Raw genomic sequence first — 21,136 nt, 5'->3', positions numbered from 1 at the left:
GTTTGCGATCGAGAACATCTGGCTTGTCGCCAGGTACATCTCTTTATTGGCTTGCCCGGCATCATCGGCCATAAACAACTGATAGTTGTTAAAAGTAGCACCGACAAAGACTCCGATTTGATTTCCATACCCATCCCGCTTCAGCGATTCCCGGGTATATCCCGCATTCTCCATACATCCCCAGGCAACCTCAAGAAACAGGCGTTCCTGCGGATCCATGTATATAGCGTCTCTCGGTGAGATATTAAAAAACAATGGATCGAAATATTCAATACGATCCAAAAAGCCTCCCCACTTGCTATAGCTTAAGCCCTTCGCTACCGCTTTGGTCCGGTCCGGTTCATAGAAGCCGTCTAAAGACCAGCGGCTCGCCGGAATTTCTTCTATGGAGTCCTTTCCCGCGTACAGGTTATTCCAAAACTGCTGAAGCGTATCTGCTTTCGGATAGCGGCCAGCTAACCCGATAATGGCAATATCGGTCGAGGCGTTTGGCTGCCGATCCGTTAATAAGATAGAGCGGCTTGAAGGTATCGCTGCTGGATTAGAGGCTTGAGGAGGCTGTTTTGGGGCCGGTCCCGCCTGCTCAGCCTGCCTCAAGCTCTTCCGAGACGCCCCATTCACGGCCATATCCACATGCTTGGAAACCGCTTCATGAAATTCCTGTGCCAAATAAGCGGCTAATGCTTGGATGCTGTTGTACGTATAAAAAAGAGTCGCGTCTAACTGTCCGATCCATAGCTCAATTTTTTTATTTAACGCATGAATCATCAGGGAATCCAGTCCCAATTCTTCAAAGGAAGCTGCATCCTCTAATTTTTCATGGGGAATCCCGGTTACCTCCATCAAGAGGGTTCTTAGTTGTACGGAAACTGACGACACCAGCGCATCTGAATCCATTTCGGCTGAATGATGTGGAATCTCAACATCAGCTTCGATCTCCATTTCATATGTGCGGCCAACTAACGGACTCACCTCGACTTCTACTGAAGGATGAGGTTCAGGTTCTGTGTCATTGCCCCTCCTGATTGTTTGTTCATCAATTTCCGCTTCAGCAGTATCCACCCAATAGCTGTCTCGTTCAAATGGATACGTCGGCAGCTTGACCTTGTAAGGTCGAACATGACCAAAAAGTTGACCCCACTCGATTTCATATCCCTGGCAGTAAAAGTCCGCCAGGGCATATAGCGTCTCTTGAAATTGGCTTTTGCAAAGATGCTGGGTACGGCTCTTCGCAAGAAGTTCCTGTATATACAGTTGCATCACTTTTTGTCCGGTAAAATCGCGGGGAACCCTGCCTTCGAAAAGATTCGGCACTTTCTCGCGGTTCCCAGCCTGTTTCATTACATACACAGCATCGCTTAAATCCTGTATGACAACGGCACAGCGATAACTGAAATGAACGCGGCCATTCAGCAGCGTATAGCTGATATGCTGAAGGTCCTCTTCACCCCACTTCTCATTAACGAGTGCATGAAGCATATCCCGGATTTTTTCCTCGAGCGCTTCTTTCGTTTTGGCTGAAAGTGCAAGCACATAGTACGGCGGTCGCTCCGTGGACACAGCAACTTTTTTCCTCGAATAACTCTCGACAACCATGTGTGCGTTAGTTCCGCTCATTCCGAAAGCGCTAACGGCTCCTTTTAGGGATGCTCCGTTAGCTTGACTCCAAGCCTTCGCTTTCTTGTTCACATAGAACGGGCTGTCCGCCCATTGGATATAATCGTTCCCTTGCTCAAAATTAAGACTTGGCGGAATCATTTCATGACGCAGGGACATCACGAGATTAATCAGGCTAACCAGTCCGGAAGCCGCAAAAGTATGGCCGAAATTCGTCTTGGAAGAGGTAAGCGCGCAGTACCCCTGTTTCTCGGTATGCGCTTTAAACGCTTCATTCAAGGCATTAATTTCTACTGGGTCGCCCAATTTTGTCCCGGTGCCATGGGTTACAATGTACTCTATTTCTGCTGGATTGATCTGATATTGATGGTAAACTTCTTTCAACAGATTGGTTTGGGCAATTCCGCTGGGAGCTGTGATCCCATTGGTTCTCCCATCATAATTAACTCCGCTTCCGCGAATCACCGCATGTATAGAGTCCCCATCCGCTTCGGCTTGTGACAAGCGTTTGAATACCAAAGCGGTAACAGCTTCACCGGGAACCGTTCCGTTAGCCCGTTGGTCAAATGCATAACACTTGCCGTCTGCAGATAATATCCCAGCCTGACTAATGCCAGCGTATGCATTGGGTGTAAGCAGCAGATTGACTCCTGCCACGATGGCCGCGTCGCACTCTCCATTACGTAGGCTCATACACGCTTGATGAGCTGCAACCAGTCCCGATGAACATGCTGTATTAATAGCCATATTCGGCCCGGTCAAGTTCAAAAAATACGATAATCTCGCTGCAAGAATAGCATTATGGTTAGAGGTTATACTCCCTTTGTCTTTCACAAGCAGATGATAGTCGCCGTCTTCGACTCCAACAAACATCCCGATCTTGCATCCGCCGAGCTTGTCCTCCCCATACCCGGCATCTTCCAACGCCCTCCAGGATTCCTGAAGCAAAAGCCGCTGTCTCGGATCCATCGTTTTCGCCTCATTAGGCGAAATCTCAAAAAACATCGGATCAAAATCACGGACGCCCGGAATGGTTCCGCACCATTTGCAATGGATTTGCGCAGATTCCTGCTCGCCATCCCCGTAGTATCGCCGCCAATCGAATCGCTCAGCAGGAACTTCCGACACGGCACTTTTGCCTTCCGCCAGGATCGTCCACATCTCATCGATGTTTCGGGCTTCCGGGAACCGTCCGCTCATGCCAATGATCGCAATAGGCTCTTGGAGGTTTGATGATGATGAAGCTATTCGTTCCTGCACCCTCGCTCTCTTGAATGCTTTTGGCTCAGATGAAGTTGTGTCCGGGAAGTTTGGCGATTCCGTATCTACGGTCTGACTTTCTCGATAAAATTCTGTCGTCATTTCGTTATGCTCTTTCAAAAAATAATCGATTAACTTTCCGATCGTGGATTGTCCGAAGAACAACGAAGGTGTGATATCCAAGCCATAATGCTCGGTCAGCACATTTGCAAATTGTGCAAGATTGATGGAATCAAAGCCGAATTCCGCCAAATTTTCGTCTAAATCCAGCTTATCGCGAGGAATTTTAAGCAACTGGCTTACGATTTCCTTCATATCCCATTCCAGGCACTGCGCAAGACTCAAACCCTTCATTTCATTCCGCCATCCCTTGCCTGGAGCAGCATTCGCATTTGCGGTATTTGGTGTTTGTCTATTTGCTTCAAATGAATTCTCGTTGTTGGCTAGCCCCAGGAATCGATGCACCCTACTCCGCTGACCAACCAGCACTAGATGCTGCGAAAGACTGTGGGAAAGAATACGCTCAAATACTTGTAAGCCCTCTTCGGTCTCCAGCAAGCGCTGACCGCTGGATTTCAAATACATCTCGGTGTTATTCTGATCCTGAAAGCCCATGCCGCCTTCCTTCCAAAGCGGCCAATTGATCACGATGGAGCGACCGACTCGGTTCTGTTCGTTCCAGTATCGCGCATATGCCATCTGATACCGGTTTCCAATGGCGTAGTCGCATGAACCAAAATCGCCGATCACAGCCGAGGTGGATGAGAAATAACAGATAAATTCCAACTGCTGCTCATCCTGAAGTATTTCATCCAGTGCGAGTGTTCCTTCCACTTTAGGAGCGAGCACTGCATGGAAATCTTCCAACTCTTTTTCAAGTATATTTTGACTGCTTGACATACCGGCCGCCTGAATAACCCCATGAATAGGTCCGAAACGAGCCTTTGCAGCGACCAAACCTTCACGCATATGTTCTGCATCACAAATATCGGATTGGACATATAGAACTTGACTGCCCAGTTCCTCCAGCTTCTTGATGCCGGCCCGTATTTCATCATTCATTGGGGATCTGCCTGTAAGGATTAAATTCGCAGCATATCGGCTTGCGAGATGTCTGGCAAAGAGAAGCCCCAAGCCGCCGCATCCGCCGGTAATCAGATAGGTTCTCCCTCGCTTCAACATGATGGAATCATGCTCCAGCATGGTGGGCTTGACTCGGCAAATATACCGTTTTCCGTCCTGATACAGAACACTTGCTGATTGGTTGGCTCGAAGTTCCGTCCACAGCTTCCCAATCGGGACTATCAGAGACTCCGTTCGCTCCCAGGCATGCAAGTCAATGGAAACGACACTTACGCTAACATTTGGCAGTACGAGACCTAAAGATCGCTCAAAGCCAATCCATGATTCCATATAACATCGCTCAATCGGATTCTCGAATTGGCCGGCAAGCAACAACTGCTTCGGTTTTAATTTTGCGGCAGCGATAGCCTGAACCATATGCACGATGCTGGAATAATCTTTGATGTATGCAGCATCTTCAATAGGCCATAAATACAGCACGGCATCGATTTCTTTGAAATCCTCGCGGATACTCGACAGCGCCTGTACATATGAATCCCTATTCGTCGCCGGAATACTGTAATCGTGCCTGGATTTCTTGTCAAAGACGGTACTTCGCCAAACAAAAATAACCTGCGTGTCTCCACCCAAGGCTGTGGCTTTGTCCGTAACAATCTGTTTGCTCTCCTCTTCTGTTAGGAAACAAACCAGCGTCTTTAAATCGGCGTTATGGATATCCTCTAAAGCCTCTTCTTCCCAGACCTCTTCAAATGTCATCAATTCGTAAGCTTCTTGCGGCGCCGCACCTTCTGTTATTCGAAGCTGATCTTGTCCCACAGAAGGCCCATGATGTGCATCTCTTCGGGGCCTGTTTATGATTCGGAAGCGCCCGGGTTTCGTATTTGGAACGCCAGCGGTCGCGTCTTGGACAGATGCCCAATAATGCTCTCTGGCGAATGGATAAGTCGGAAGCTCTGTCAGCTGGGCCAGTGCACCGTCATATAAACCATCGCCACTGATCTCATACCCTTGGCAGTACAGATCAGCTAATGCACAGAGTGCTTCCCGGTATTTATCCGGATTTTCCTTTAGAGATTGGGCAGATCTCAGTAGATCGTTGACGTACTGCTGAATCAAAGCTTGGCCTTCAAAATCACGTGGCACTTTTCCAGCAAAGCGATTGGGCAGCCGTAAGGTATCCCCGTTTGCCGATAATATATATTCAGCGTCCTGTTTATCCCCAGCAACAACTGCCATACGATGGTTAAAATGCTGACGTCCTTCCAACAAGGTATAACTTATTTTGCTCAACGATTCCTGTGATGCATCCGCTTTTCCTAGCATGACAACCATATCTTGAATCTTCTCTTCCATTGCTTCCTTCGTTTTGGCAGAGAACGTAAGCAAATGATAAGGGGGAATGCCTGTTGGCTCTTCTACGGAAGCTGTAACGTAGCTCTCCAAAACCATATGAACGTTCGTTCCGCTCATTCCGAACGCACTTACGGCACCCAGACGTTTTTTATTTCCGCTGGCTGGCCAGGGTTTATTCGTTGTATTGACATAAAAAGGACTTTCCGTCCATCGAATATAATCATTCTCCTGCTCAAAATTCAGGCTTGCAGGAATCGTTTCATGACGGAAAGCTTGTATCAGATTGATCATATTGACTAACCCAGAAGCGGCAAAGGTATGCCCAAAATTCGTTTTATTGGAAGTAATTGCACAGTATCCTTGTTTATCCGTATAGGCTTTGAATGCATCTTGAAGGGCGTTTACCTCTACCGGATCCCCCAGCCTCGTTCCGGTCCCGTGTGTTACGACATATTCAACATCACCCGGGTTAACACGAGACTGTTTATAAACGGCTTTCACAAGCTCGGTTTGCGCAACTCCGCTCGGAGCCGTGATTCCGTTTGTTTTGCCGTCATAGTTAATACTGCTGCCGCGGATCACCGCCAAGATCGAATCCCCATCGGCTTCTGCCCTGGATAAACGCTTGAGCACAACCACGGTGACCGCTTCTCCAGGAACAAGCCCGTTCGCCCGTTTATCAAATGCAAAGCATGTACCATCCCTGGAGAGCATCCCGGCCTGACTCATTCCAACATACGGGTCTGGAGTAAGCATCAGATTGACACCGGCAGCAATGGCCGTATCACACTCATCATTGCGAAGGCTAAGACAAGCTTGGTGTGCTGCGGCCAGCCCAGAAGAACATGCCGTATCCACCGTGAGTACCGGACCATTCAAATTCAGAAAATAGGACAGCCTTGCCGCTAGAATAGCATTATGGTTGGAGGTAATCCCTGCCTCTCCTCTAACTAGCTGCTGGTAATCCCCTTGCTCAGCACCCACAAACATGCCAATTTTCCCAGCTCTGATTTTTTTGTCTCCGTAGCCAGCATGCTCCAACGCCTTCCAAGCTTCCTGCAGCAATAAACGCTGCCGCGGGTCCATCGATTCCGCCTCCTTGGGTGAAATCTCGAAGAATAACGGATCGAATTCGCTAACGCCCGGGATACAACCGCACCATTTACCGTCTGTCTTGTGAGGACCCTTGCCAGAGGTACTGTAATAATGGCGCCAATCAAATCGGTCAGTGGGAATTTCTCTCACTGCGTTCCTTCCCTCGGTCAGAATCGTCCACATTTCTTCAACATTTCTCGCTTCCGGAAATCGTCCGCTCATGCCGATAACGGCGATGGGCTCATGGGCATCATCAGATACGTTGCTGCTTAGCTTCACCTTTGACTGCGCGATTGGGCGTGCTTTGGGAGCGATCTTTGCTGGCCTGTGCTCGTCAGCCTCATAGTAGAACTCGGCAAGTGCTTCTTGATGCTCCTTCATCAAATACTCCATTATTTTACTTATCGTGGAATGACCGAAGAATACCGAAGGTGTTAGTTCCACCCCATAATGCTTAGACAGCCTGGTCGCCAAATGGGTTAAACTTATGGAGTCAAAGCCAAAATCAGCAAGATTGATTTCGCTGTCCAGCCTACCCTTCTGAATTTGGAGCAATATACCGATCTGCTCCTTTAAATCCCATTCAATGCACTGCTTCGTGCTCATGCCTCTCATTTCTCTTCGCCGGCCTTTACCTGACACAGCACTTCGATGACTTGCCGCGTGGTTTGTTTCCTTGGAGCTTCCATCCATCTCCATCCTTGCAGACTCATTCACATCCGCAGAATCCACGAGCGACTTCCGGGTTGATGAAACAACGCCTTCTTTAATCAGCTGTTTCTCTGCAATATAATATCGTTCCCTCGCAAAGGGATAGACGGGCAGACTTCGACGGCGTGGTTTAACGCCATTCCTATACAGGATATTCCAATCCACGCACAGGCCCTGAACCCATATCATGGCGATGCTATGAAAATTCCGCTCCAGTACCAGCTTCTCCATCGCTGAATCCGCTTCTTCTATACTCTGTTGCTCTTTACCCGGATTCATCTGTCCCCTGTAGAGTCCATCAATATCGTTGTGTCCCGTCACATAACGTGTTAGCTTAGCTCGAAGATCTTGAATCGATTCCGCAACGACTGCAATCCGTTCTTCCATGCCTTCTCGCCCAACCTGAAGAGTGTAAGCCATATCAAAGAGCTGACTATCCGATAAAATCTCCTCATCCATCATCTCCAAAAGCTGTTTCACTCTCTCGTTAAGGCATGGTTGGTTTTTGGCTGACAACGGAATAACCACAGGAAGACCATCTTGAGAAGACGGAGCCGGGCGATACGTCTCCTCAGGCGTATATTCTTCCAAGATGACATGGGCATTGGAACCGCCTGCTCCAAAGGACGAGACACCCGCCATCCTAGGAAACTCTATAAGCTCTCCATCCATATGAATCACCGGTTTTTGCCATTCCTGAAGCGACTGTTGGACGACAAAAGGCGTGTTGGAAAAGTTAATGTTCGGATTCAGTTCTTTGGCATGCAGACTGGGTACCAGCATCTTATGCTTCATTTGCAAGACGATTTTGGTTAGACCGGCCATCCCGGCTGCCGCTTCCAAATGGCCGATATTGGATTTGGCTGAACCGATGGAGCAAAACCCCGTATCCCTTGTATCTTTGGAGAATGCTTGGGTAAGCCCCGTTATTTCAATGGGGTCGCCGAGATCGGTTCCTGTTCCGTGCGCTTCGATATAACTGACCGCTCTTGCATTTATTCCTGCTTTATCCAGTGCAGCACGGACGAGATCTCCCTGTGCTACAGGATTGGGTACAGTATAGCCGTTGGTTTTACCGCCATGATTCGTACTGGTGCTTCTAATCACGGCATGAATATGATCTTCATCTGCAATTGCACGTGACAGAGGTTTCAGAAGAACGATCCCCACGCCTTCGCCAGGAACGAATCCGTTTGCGCCTTGGCCAAAACTTTTGCATCTGCCATCCTTCGAGAGCATTTGTTGAACGCTAAGCCAATGATAATTGGAAGGGTGCAAGTATAGATTCACGCCGCCCGCGATCGCCATTTCACATTCTCCCAGATGAAGATGCTCACAGGCTTCATGAATCGCGGTCAGAGAGGAAGAGCACATCGTATCAATCGGCATGCTCGGTCCTTGTAAATTCAGATAGTACGAAACTCTGTTGGCGACTGAGCTAAAGGAGGTGTATGGGTTAACATGTTCCCCCTGCTCCCATAAACCGGGGCCGTACAGATCGTAACCCGTCTTCGTGATCCCGGCAAAAACGCCTACCCGGCGATGATGCCTGATCGCCAGATGCTCCCGCGTATATCCCGCGTCTTCTAACGCTTCCCAACAGGACTCGATGAACAAGCGCTCTTGAGGGTCCATCATCATGGCTTCACGGGGAGAAATATTGAAAAACAAAGGGTCAAAATCCGCAAATCCCTCTAAAAAGCCTCCCCATTTACTATAGCTCTTGCCTTGCGCCACCGCTTCCTGTGGATCCGGATCGAAGAAGTCTTCCATCGGCCATCGGTCACCAGGTATTTCATTAATACAATCTCTGCCTGCCTTAAGATTCTCCCAATATTCGTTGAGATTGCGGGCAGAAGGATAGCGTCCGCTTATACCGATAATAGCAATGGGTTCTCGCGATTTAAGCTCAGGTTTATGGATTGGAGAGCGGGTAGAACGGTTCTTCTCTTTACGGAATGAAACGAGAACAGGAAAAGGTTCACCGGAACGCGAATCCACCGATGGTCTTGCAGATCCCTCCTCACTCTGCTCTCCCAGCCCTGTCCACCACACACATCGTTCCGCGTGTTCGGCAATCAGAAAATCAAGGACTTCACCTAATGTCTGGTACTCGTAGAACAATGTTTTGGAAAGCTCCCCGAAGATCCCTGCCATTTTTGCATTCAATTGGTTGATCATGATCGAGTCGATTCCATAACTCTCAAGGGGTTCATTCGCATGTAATTGGGTAACCTCGAGTCGTGTCACTTCTCCAAAGAGGACTTTGAGTTGACGGCCCGTTCTGTCTCTTAACAAGCCCTCATCGACTTGGTGACGCTTCATTGGTTCAGAAGCTGCTGATTTAGGAGTGGGACCGGGTAGCAGCCTCTCTCTGATCTGATCTACTTGACCTGACACGATGAGGACTCGATCATGACCGGAAGCCAGTGCTTGATGCATAGCCTGTATACCGGTTTTCGTGTCCAGAGCCGTCATTCCCCAGCTTTGCATCATCGATTTCTCCGTTATTTCATCAACTTCCATTCCGCCATCCTTCCAGTATGGCCAGTTGATGGACAACGATTGGCCTTGACGCAGTCCGGATGCTACGAGACCGTTTCTATACGTCGCATAGGCATCCATAAATGCGTTCGCAGCAGCATAATCCGCTTGTCCCGGATTGCCGAAACAGCCCGCGATCGACGAGAAGAAAATAAAGAAATCCAGCGGCAAATCCTTGGTGGCCGAATCTAGATATGTCGTCCCTGACACTTTGGGATTCAGCACTTGCTCCAATTCATCCCCGGTCTTTTTAAGTATGAAATTGTCACAAACGACACCTGCACCATGGATGATCCCATGCAGGCTTCCGAATTCCTCCAGGATGTCATGAATCAGGGGTTCTACCTGATCCTTAAGAGACACATCCGTTTGTTTATATTCGATTCTGGCTCCTGTTGCTCTCATCTCATGCAGTCTGGCTTCTTTATCCATAGAAAGTACAGAACGACCGGTAAGAATCAATACTGGAGCGTTAACTCGCCGGATAATATCTTCCGCAAACAGGAGTCCGAGTCCACCTGCGCCTCCGGTAATCAGATAAACCCCGTTGTCTTTCCATGGAATGCTCGCCTCCACCGGCGGAACAATAACTTCATTCCACCCTGCCTCCCACCTTTTTCCTTGATCAAAGCGTATGATATCTACTGCCAACCCCTTGCTGCGGTTAAGCATTTGCACGAGTATTGATGCCTCTACATCCGGTTCTATTTCTATCAGTTGACCGCTTAATCGCGGGTTTTCCATATGGGCTGTTCGTAGGAGGCCGTAAAGTCCGGTGAACAGCTTCTGCTCACCCTGAACCGGCACCACAAGTTGAATAAGCACCTCGCCGGTCACTTTCTGTTCCATTATCGTTTTTACGAGGTCAAGAAACTGCTGTGCATAAGATTGGAAGCGTTGATTGATCTCCAGGTAAGAAGGTGACTGAAGCATCAGGCACTCGATGCCTGTCAGCCCGCTCTGTAGACTTTCGAAGGTTGAATGATCCATCTCACAAAATATGGCTAGATGCCGGACATAACTCGACGGATTCCGACCATTCATGGTCTCTGATTCTTTATAGATCGGTGTAAACAACTGGACCCCTGAAGCAGAAACTGATCCTTTTGAACTTGAAAGAGCATCCTGATTTCTCATATTTGTAATCCTCCTCCAACCTTTGCGTGTTTTACGGTATGCTGTCCGTTGCTCTCCAATCGCGCTGTAAGTCCTCTCATGGTTGCGTATAACGCTCCGTGATGATCGCAGAAGTCAATATCCACTTTGATATTTGTCCCTTGAACGCCATACGCACTGTTTCGTACGTGAACCCATGACAATGGGGTTGGCTTACCGATCATGTGAACCTCCTGCAAGGATAGCGGTTGTGCAGAACTCACGATTCCGCTACCCATTTGCTCATACCAATCTGGCAAGAGGCCTAACGTCGCTTGCATAGCTGCCTCGGTTACACTTGGATGCAGTATGAAATGATGGGATGAGGCCCGGAAAGCAGAATGCATTGAAAGCTTCGCGAGCAGCTGGTGGTGTCCGATAAACATTTCCTCTACCACTTGCTGTTGAGGACTATGAATTATTCCTGCTTCCACATATACCTTGTACCACTCAAACTTCGAGAAATATTTCACATTGCATTGTGCCTGTACAAGACTCATATCAGCCCGCAATGCCTTGCTTTGAAGGGCAGTTGTCGACACCCGTCCCTGATTGTGTATAACCGGATCTATGCTATTCTTGTCCGCTGTACTGTAGATTTCATATGAAAGGTCTCCCGCATCCGGGAAGATATCAATATGGAGCTGCAAGTCTTCTTGCACAAATTCAACCGGTTGGGACCAAACCACATCCTTGATCTGAATCTCTTCATGGGGGTCAAGGAAAACTCCCCCCGATAACTCCGCTGCTTTCCTGGCCATCTCCACATATATCATCCCCGAGAGTGTGTTCCTTCCTGAGACATCAGTTGAAGCCAGTAAAGGTTCGCCTCTGTTAAAAGTCGAGCTGTAGCGGACTCCCGAAAGATCCGATGTGTTCTGATGAAGCAGAGGGTGCAGCATGGCCTGCCCTTGTGGGGCTGATTCAATAGAAGAGCTGCCTTTGCCTTTTACTTCCGGTACCCAATAGCGTTCAGTCGCAAAGGGATAGGTTGGCAGAGATATGATGGTATAGCGTTCATTCGAGAATAACGCTTCATAATCAAGCCCATATCCTTGAATATATAACTCAGCAATCGTTGTTAGCCGCTCCACATATTCGGTGGGTTCGACCGAATGGCATTCCTGGATGCAATGGTTTCCGTATCGCTTTAAGGAAGGCTGTTCCCGGCGATCATTTTCATTCAGTTCCGACACATAAACCTGTGGTACCTTGCTTCTGGCCAGCCATTTACCAAGGAATGTCATTAACTCATCCAAGCTCCGAACTACGCAGGCTAAGCGGTTGTTAAAATGCTTTCTTCCTACCAACAAGGTATAGCTAAGGTTTCCGCAGTCTGCTTGTCTGTCATCTTGGCAGAAATTCAGCAGTTGATTCGCCTGCTTGCGCAGCTGCTCAGGCGTTCGTGCAGATAACACAATCAGATATCCCGGTTTGTCGGTATGACTCCCTGTTGGTTCCGGTGCCTCTTCTATAACAATATGGGCGTTTGTTCCGCTGAATCCGAAGGAGCTCACGGCTGCTCGTCTTTTACCACTCCTTCCTTTCTCCCAATCCCTGAGGCTCGTATTTACATAAAAGGGGCTGTCCTTAAACTGAATATTCGAATTCCCCGTTTCAAAATTTAGCGTAGGCGGAATTTGCCTATGCTTCAAAGACAGCAAAACCTTAATGATTCCCGCGACGCCAGCCGCATGGGCCGCATGCCCGATGTTGGTCTTGATCGAGCCGATCGCGCAGTACTCTTTGTTGTCGGTATAATTTCTAAAAGCCTTCGTTAGTGCCTGATACTCAATCGGGTCTCCCAGCTTCGTGCCCGTTCCATGAGCTTCTACAACCTGTATGTCGCCGGGATCAATTTGGAAGGCATCATATACGTTTCGTTCCAGGCGTTCCTGAGAGACGGCGCTTGGCGCCGTTATGCCGTTCGTCGTTCCGTCCTGGTTCATTCCCGATCCGCGAATGACTCCATAAATATGATCTCCGTCATGTATCGCTTCCTGAAGACGCTTCAGTACTAGAACGCCCGCCCCTTCACCAGGGATAAATCCGTCAGCACGCTCGTCAAAAGTATAGCTGTGGCCCGTTGTCGAAAGCATCCCCGCTTTGTTGGTGCTCAAGTAGTACCATGGCGTAGACTGGATAAACACGCCTCCAGCCAATGCCATTTCCGTCTCGCCTGACCATAACCCCTGACATGCCATATGGACGGCGACTAATGAGCTGGAACAGGCCGTATCAATGGCGATGGCCGGTCCCTTGAGATCAAGATAATACGCAATCCGTGCCGGAATGACCGACCCGGCTATGCCCCAGAATGCTTGCGCCGGCGCATCATCTCCGAAGAGCTGTTGGTAATCGCCCGCACCTCCAAGGCAGCCGACATAAACGCCGCAATGGCGTCCCTGAATCCTGGATCCGGCATAACCTGAGTCCTCCAGTGCCTTCCAGCATTCCTCCATAAATATCCTTTGCTGAGGATCCATATAGCTGGCTTCCAGACCATTAATATTAAAAAAGAATGGGTCAAACTGATCTATATTCTCTACAAAACCTCCGCGATCGCAATACTGGGCCTCTTTCGGATAATGTGCCGAGAGATCCCAACGCGGAGACTCTCCAATAAGTTCTGCTCCGTTGGACAAGTGCGTCCATAGTTCGTTCACGTTAGCTGATTTAGCATACTTTCCGCTCATTCCGATAATGGCAATCGGTTCTTTATTCATGGGTGTCATAGGAGCGACCTCATGCTTAACGAGATCAGGTGCTTGCTTGCCTGATAAAGAAGCCTTGTCGATAAACCGGCTGGAATAAGATGGCGATGCTGCTTCAACTAGTTCAGGTATATCCAGCCGATTGTCATCAGAGACGACTGGTTTGTTTAAATTCTGCCCAAGCAGGCCAGCGACTGCATCCCTGTGATCCGATAAAATATAAGCTGTAAGCTGCTTAACTGAACTGTAATCAAACAGGCTCGTGGTATCGAGTTCGATGCGTAAGGCTTGATTAAGGACTTGTACCAGATGAACCCCGATAATGGAATCCAGACCATAGTCGGCGAAGGACTCCTCCAATTCGATTTCGTTCCTATTTACTTTTAATGCCTCGGAAAGCTTCTCAATGATGCTCTCCTTCACATGATCTTCCAGCATCTGTTCGGTCATGACCGTGCTGGCCTGTTTAGCGGCAACGATCTTAACTCGAGGCTGCTCTTCCACTGTAGCAATCGTTTCTAACCTGTCCCTCGTATCAAATGGTTTGGCATTAAACGTGCGTTTGACCTCCGCATCGGCTCTGTCTGAATGGGGCACTTGTTTCACTCGGAACACCCCGTTACTACTTGCCGCAATGATCTGCTGTCCCCATTCATGAGACTCTTTTGCCGGAAAAAAAATCGCTTCGTAGCCTTCGGACTCCAACACGTCCTTCCAGGTTTCGGGATACAGACCCGGACTACCAGGAATGCGTAAAGGTGCATCTTCATAAAGCCACCAACCTTCCAGGAGTCCAAAGGTTAAGTGCGTAAATAATCGGTTATCGCTCAGCTCATTGATTAGAATCAAACCGTTCTTTTTCAGGACGGATTTGGTATTGCCTAAAGTTTGGCGGATATTTCGGGTCGCGTGAAGCACATTTGTTGCAATAGCTATATCGAATTCACCCAAAGGGGTGTCCGAGCCGGCAACGGGCGCATCAACATTCAATATTTTATAAGTCAAAAAGGGATTGTGCGGACCGTACTCCTTCTCAGCAAATAATAAAAACGCTTTGGAAATATCGGTGTAGCAATACTCCTCGATATAATCATTGTAAGGCTTTAATTTTTGGAAAAGCCTGCTGCTCGTTCCTCCCGTGCCGGCACCAATTTCAATGATCCGGATTTTAACGGCAGGAGATTCGTTGATCCGTTCCTCCATATAGGCCAATAAGGTATCGGCAAGAACTTCATTGAAATGATCGGCGACGGGATTGTTTTTATAGATGCCCTCCACTAGGTTCATGGAGGAATTCGGAAACATAATATCGGTGGCCAGGCGTTTACCTGTCAGAATTTCAGGCAATGCAAGCATGACCTCTTCAGCTAGTGTCATCCATGCCTTTAAACTCGGATCTTCCAGCCATTCGACTTTTTTCAGTTCCCATTCCTTCCATAACAAGGCCTTATCAACGGATAACGGATCCGTTACTTTGTACATTTCACCATCCTGATAGAGGTAATGATGCTGCACAAGGACGCGCAAGCTTTCCTCAAACCACTTTTGGTACATTGGGATTATTCCAATATGGGCATTGCTCTCGGCTGACTTCGTATCCTTTTCCAATAATCCCATTGAGGATATCTCACTTAGCAGCATTCTTGATAGAAGGCTGATCATTTCCTTATTTAAACTTTGGGCCTCATTCATGTTCTGGAGCCGATCTGCTGTTCCCGAATTATAGTCCCTAATTTTGTTGATCACTGACGGTATGCTATCCGATCGGATATCGATGCGCTCTTTAGGATTCATGCCTTCCACGATAAGAGGTTTGGTCGTTGTAATCATCGCCATTTGATGAATCGGATTGGAAACCAATCGTTCCAAAGCTTTCATGCCAGCCTCAGGCTCAATGAGCCCCATCCCGATCCGGGACAGCTGCTGTACATCCTCTGAAGCAGAAGCGTCATCGCTGCTCCAATATCCCCAATTCATCACCTTCACCTTGCACGGCCATTCATGGGAAAGCCGATGTGCGAACGCATCCTTGAACGAACAGCCCGACGCGTAGTGGCTCTGTTTTGGATTTTTAATGAAAGCGATCAAGGAAGAGAAGAACATAACAAAATCCAATGGTTCCTTACGGAATACCTGGGCCATCCGTACGGTCACGTCAATCTTGGCCGATAGTCCTGATCTGAATTGATCCTCTTCCATGTCCAGGAGACTTCGATTCGACAGCACCATCGCCGAATGCACAACGCCGTTAATTCTTGAATATGTCTGCTTTATTTTTTCATAAGCTGCTCTGAGTTCTTCATAATCGGTTGCATCTGCTGAGATATAGACGGGTCTGGGTCCAAAACGAGCAATTCTATCCAAATCCGCCCGTATATGTTCATCCATCTGTCTGCGGCCGATCCACACCACATGGGCTCCATAAGCACGAACCATATACTCGCTCCATGCCTTGCCGATACCGCCAGCCCCTCCAATTACGACATATACGCCACCCTGCCTAAAGCTTGATTCCGCCGTTGCAGGATTATTCAATGGTATGAGCTGCTGTCGGTACCACTGCTGTTTCCGGTACACCCAAGGGTGTCCGCGCCGATCAGCAGGGAGAGTGAATATATCGGATACAGGCCACGGACTGCCGGCCTCCAAATCGATAATTCGGATATTCCAGCTCGGATATTCTTTTGCCATTGAACCTACCAGACCGTGAATGCCGGCATGCGAAGGATCGACCTTGCGAGATTCGTTAACCCTCTGCGTGTCAAATGTGATCACTGTCCATCCCAAGGCGCGGGCAGAATAACCCAATCCAATGAACGCCTTAATCAAGCGGAACAATGGGATAACGCCATGCTCCTGTCGTTCAATCAGTTTTTCATCTTCCAGGGAAGTTGACGGACCTGCAGGAGCAACCCACACGATATGATCAACTATGCCGAAAGCTTCTAGTTTTGCAGCAATTTCTGATATCGTATCTGCTGGATTCAAATCAAAAAAATGCACCCGCGGGTACATCTGTTGAATCATGCTCCTATTCTCTTCCCCACCAACATATATCACGTGATCGGAATCATGCGCCTGCCATGTGCCATTCTCTGCCGGAACGGCCTCCCATGCTGGCACAAGATGTATATTTCCGACAGGCGTTTGTACCATTGCCTCCTGTGGAGCCGCATTAGACCGACTGCTGGCCTCAAGCTCCCCTTCCAGCACCCTTGTTGAGAATCCTTTGATACGAACACAAATATTGCCCTGATCATCACATATATCGATATCCAGCTTTGGAGTTAAACCTGTCTTTGCAGCCTTATCGTTGTTTCGTATCCATGCCCACATATTCGGCGTGCACTCCCCCCGAATATCCAGTTCCTGGAGGGCAAAAGGCATCACCGGGTTCACCGAAACCGGGGGCATGCCGCCAGAATTCATAGAATAAGCGATCGTCGCCTGTAAAGCTGAGTCCATTAGGCTTGGGTGGAGAACATACTCCTTCAAGGTATTAGAAACGGATGACGGCAAGGATAACTTAGCCAATATTTGTCCCGCTCCTACATACGCTTTCTCTATTCCCCTGTGGGCTGGGCCATACTCCATCCCCGTCTCATGAAAGACCTCGTAGAATTGGGAGGATAAGAAGCACTGTTCGCCGCAATGCTTCTTCAAATCTTCAATATTCAAGACATCCTTCGTTCCAGCTGGTAGCAGCTCCGCACTGCCTTTGCTGTGTACAACAGGCTCTGCCCTTGTGCTCTCCTGAACTTGACTATATATTTCGTAAACGATCCCTCCATGCTCAGCAGGAAGCAGTCGGATATTCACTTCAGCATATTCCTCCCCCACGGAGACAGGCCGAATCCAAACCACATTTTTCAGACGGATTTCCGTATGATGCTCCGCTCGGCTGCCAAGGGATTCCATGACTGCCATACGCGCCATCTCCAGATAGGCAACACCCGGTAATATCTTCTGCTTCCCCACGACATGATCGGATAAGAAAAATTCATTTCCCCTAAAAGTGCTGCTAAATCGCTGCTCGGTAAAGTCGGACGTGTTTTTGTGCAGCAAAGGGTGTATCCCTGCTTCAGCAGTCGCAGCAACGATTGGTTTTCCGGCAGCTGGTACCCAATAACGCTCCCGTGCAAACGGGTAGGTCGGTAAACTGATCCGGGAAGGCCTGGTGCTCTCGCCGTATAATAAATTCCAATCTAACTCCATGCCCGAAGCCCACCCTTCAGCCAATTCATTCCAATTCCCCTCATCGATCCATTGGCTGACGGACTGCTTATTCCTATCACCTGCAGAGGAGGATGCAGCTGTATCCTTCATTAACTTGGCCTTGCCTCTAAAGCCGTGTTTAAGTTCTTTATTCTCCAGAAAAGCTTGAAGCCCCTGAATCAATTCGAGGATATCCTGAGCGACAAACACCACTCGTTCTTCCATGGCTTCGCGTCCGACTTGCAGTGTATAAGCCACATCTTCGATGGAGATTATCGAGCGGTTCTGTCCCCGCTTGTCCTGATCATCGGATCCGCCATCATGATCAGTTCCAACGTTAGGAGCCCCCATCACTTCTGGGTGCTCATTCAGAAGATGAGCGGTTACGGAAGCAATCGTGCTTCTCTGCCCCCATTCCTGATCATCGATCTCAACGAGGAATTCATCCTGAATTTTTCCCTTTAATAATCGAATATGAACAGGCTCGACTCCATATTCACTCCACGGAACATCTAGTTCAATGAGTTCTTCATGAACATGCATGATATCAGCTAATAATTCCTTCAGTTTACCTTGTAGACCGACTGTAAATCCCGGCTCTTTATCCTGCTGTACCGGCTCGCTCTCAGGCAATCCTAACAGATAATCGAGCATCTCTTTTGCGTAGGTTTTGAGCCTTTCTTCATTTTTAGCCGAAACAGGAACAATCACAGGTCGCTCTTGTCCATGGTTCGCCTGCGTTGTATCGCTTACTTTCGCACCTATGTATTCTTCTAGAATCATATGGGCATTTGAACCAGTGGCTCCAAAAGAACTTAACGCAGCTCTCCGCGGATAGCTAATCTTGCGCATGCCGTCCATGGTCACAGGTTGTTTCCATTCCTCCTTGGTGTGCTGCACATAGAATGGAGATTGTTCAAAATCAATATAGGGATTCAATTGCTCGGAATGCAGGGAAGGAACCAGTGTTTTGTGATAGATTTGGAGAGCTGCCTTCTGGAGGCCGATAACTCCCGCGGCCGACTCCGCATGGCCTATATTGGACTTTACTGAACCAATCGAGCAATACTGCCGCTCTCGGGTATACAACTCGAAGGCTTTCATTAACCCTTCGATCTCAATAGGATCCCCCAGCGAGGTGCCTGTACCGTGAGCTTCGACATAACCGATCATTCGCGGGTTTATGCCTGATTGTTCGAGACAATCGGCGATCACTTCCCCCTGAGCCACTGGGCCAGGCACCATAATGCCGCTCACAGTCCCTACATGGTTGATCGCGCTGCCTTTTATAACCGCATAGATTCGGTCATTGTCTTGGACTGCTTTATTTAATGGTTTTAAGAGGACCGCCGCAACGCCTTCGGCTGAAACGTAGCCGTCGCCTCCTTCGCCGAAGGTATGGCAATAACCATCACTTGAATGCATACCCCACAGCCCGTATGTCATATACTTCGACGGGTGCAGAGATAAATTCACCCCACCGGCCAATGCAACTTCGCTTTCTCCACGTTTCAAACTCTCCATCGCCAGATGAACGGCGGTGAGGGAAGATGAACATAGCGTATCCACGGTCATGCTGGGGCCATGGAAATTGCAAAAATATGAAACCCGATTGGCAATAGGGCCTGTATTCAGCGAAAGTGGAAATGCTTCCCCTTGGGAAGCAGCCTCTGCGCCCACCAGGGAATAATCCTTATGCATCACACCCGCGAAGACGCCTACCTTCCGCCTATTATTTTCACCTCGGGGCGGGACTAATGATTTAGGGGTATATCCAGCATCCTCAATGGCTTCCCAGCAAGTTTCCAGGAACAACCTTTCCTGGGGATCCATCGTTTCTGCTTCACGAGGGGATATTCTAAAAAATTTCGGATCAAAACAATCCGGATCGTCTATGAATCCTCCCCATTTGGACATCGCTTTCCCGCCAGCTGATTTAATACCATCCATCTTTTTCCATTCCCAGCGGGATTTTGGAATTTCGCTTATGCAGTCCTTTCCCTCCTGCAAATTCCTCCAAAATTCGTGAAGGTTCCTAGCTTGGGGATATCGGCCGGACATACCGATAATGGCGACGTCTCCTTCCGTTGCCGGATTATTAGAAAGATTGGAACCGGAAGGCGAGCGCTTAAATGAACTCTGAAATTCCGGATCTGAAGCGGTATCAGGTACGGATATTACCGATGCAGCCTCGGATTGCTTAAATTTTGAAGCATAGTTTTCTTCGAGATAAGAAGCAAGCTCGGCAATTGTTGTGTACTCAAACAACAAAGTCGGCGATAACGAGATATTAATGCTGGTCTCAATCGCCCTCACAATCTCTAACAATCCGGGGGAATCCAGTCCCATCTCATAGTATCCGGATTCAGGATGGATATCTTCCACCTTACAGTTAAGTGTGTCCGCCATGAGTTGCCGCAGGAACTGTTCGATCGAAATAACGGGTGCCGTTTCGTCGGCACCCGTTATTTGAACCTGCTTATTGGAGCTGACCCGAGGCGGCTTGCGCCGCTCCGTGATCTGAGATGATGAAAGGGACCCTTTCCGCTCCGGATGGATCAACCCGGCATCGCGAACCAGTTTCGTAGATAAGTTTTTCAGTTCCCCGACTTTTTTTCCATCCCCGTTAAAAAACTCCATCGTCCAAAACATCAGCTCATTCTTATGAAGAACAGACGACCTCTGCACCCTTGTAATACACCGTTCCTGGAGCGGTTCCGAAGCATTAAAAACGGCATAACTCAGAGGCAAGAACAAGCGCTGTTCCTCTTGGGCAGAAGGAGCATATATTCTTCCGCCCCCTACGCCACTGCCGTCGATCAGAGCAGGATGAAATAAGAACTCTTGCGAGCTGGCCATCGCCTCCCGACTAATAGAAAGATCCAGAATTGCTGCTGTATCCATCTCATAAATCTGGCCTTCCGCCTTCATAAATCCGGTATGCACCAAATCCTGGCTTCGGTACTCTTCATAAATGTCATGGATAGGGAGCGCACGGTTTGCTGCCCCCTTCACGAAGCCTAAATCCAGCGTTTCCGAGTATGACACCTGATCTCTTGCATGCATCTCGGCTGTGGCATAAAGTGTTTGCTCTGGTTCTTCCATACCGTTACGACGATTCTGTCCCTCCAACCGAATCCTCCATCTACCAGGAGAAGCCTCATCACATTGAATGCCGAGTCTTACAGTAACATCCCGTCCGACTATGAGCGGTTTATATATACTTAAATGACGAAGCTCAAGTTTGTCGAATGCATAGTGATGTTTCTTATAAACCTGGTAGATAAGATCAATATAGGCCAGTCCAGGCAATAATTGTTGCCCGTATACCTTATGATTGCTAATAATCGGGTTCTTGGCGGACAGGTTAAACTGTTCGTACATCACGT

The 21,136-nt window shown here is 48.5% G+C and carries 2 protein-coding genes (1 of these 2 only partly in view); both read right to left on the bottom strand.

From position 1 onward, the window contains the following. Positions 1 to 10,800, bottom strand: partial view of an SDR family NAD(P)-dependent oxidoreductase gene (locus AB4124_RS22040; protein WP_441974160.1) — the 5' portion only. The gene continues 7,209 nt to the left of window position 1, outside the view; 10,800 of the gene's 18,009 nt are visible here — the first part of the coding sequence; its start codon is at positions 10,798 to 10,800; its stop codon lies beyond the left edge, outside the window. Then, entirely contained in the window at positions 10,797 to 21,131 is a 10,335-nt protein-coding gene (locus AB4124_RS22035; protein ID WP_441974205.1) for an SDR family NAD(P)-dependent oxidoreductase, read from the bottom strand. The genes AB4124_RS22040 and AB4124_RS22035 overlap by 4 nt, the downstream gene beginning before the upstream one ends. Positions 21,132 to 21,136: the final 5 nt, after the last annotated feature.

The organism is Paenibacillus sp. 2KB_20 (assembly GCF_052115765.1).
Classification (GTDB): Bacteria; Bacillota; Bacilli; order Paenibacillales; family Paenibacillaceae; genus Paenibacillus_AQ.
The sequence above is the reverse complement of the archived record's forward strand: the minus strand, read 5'-3'. Positions and strand labels throughout refer to the sequence as shown.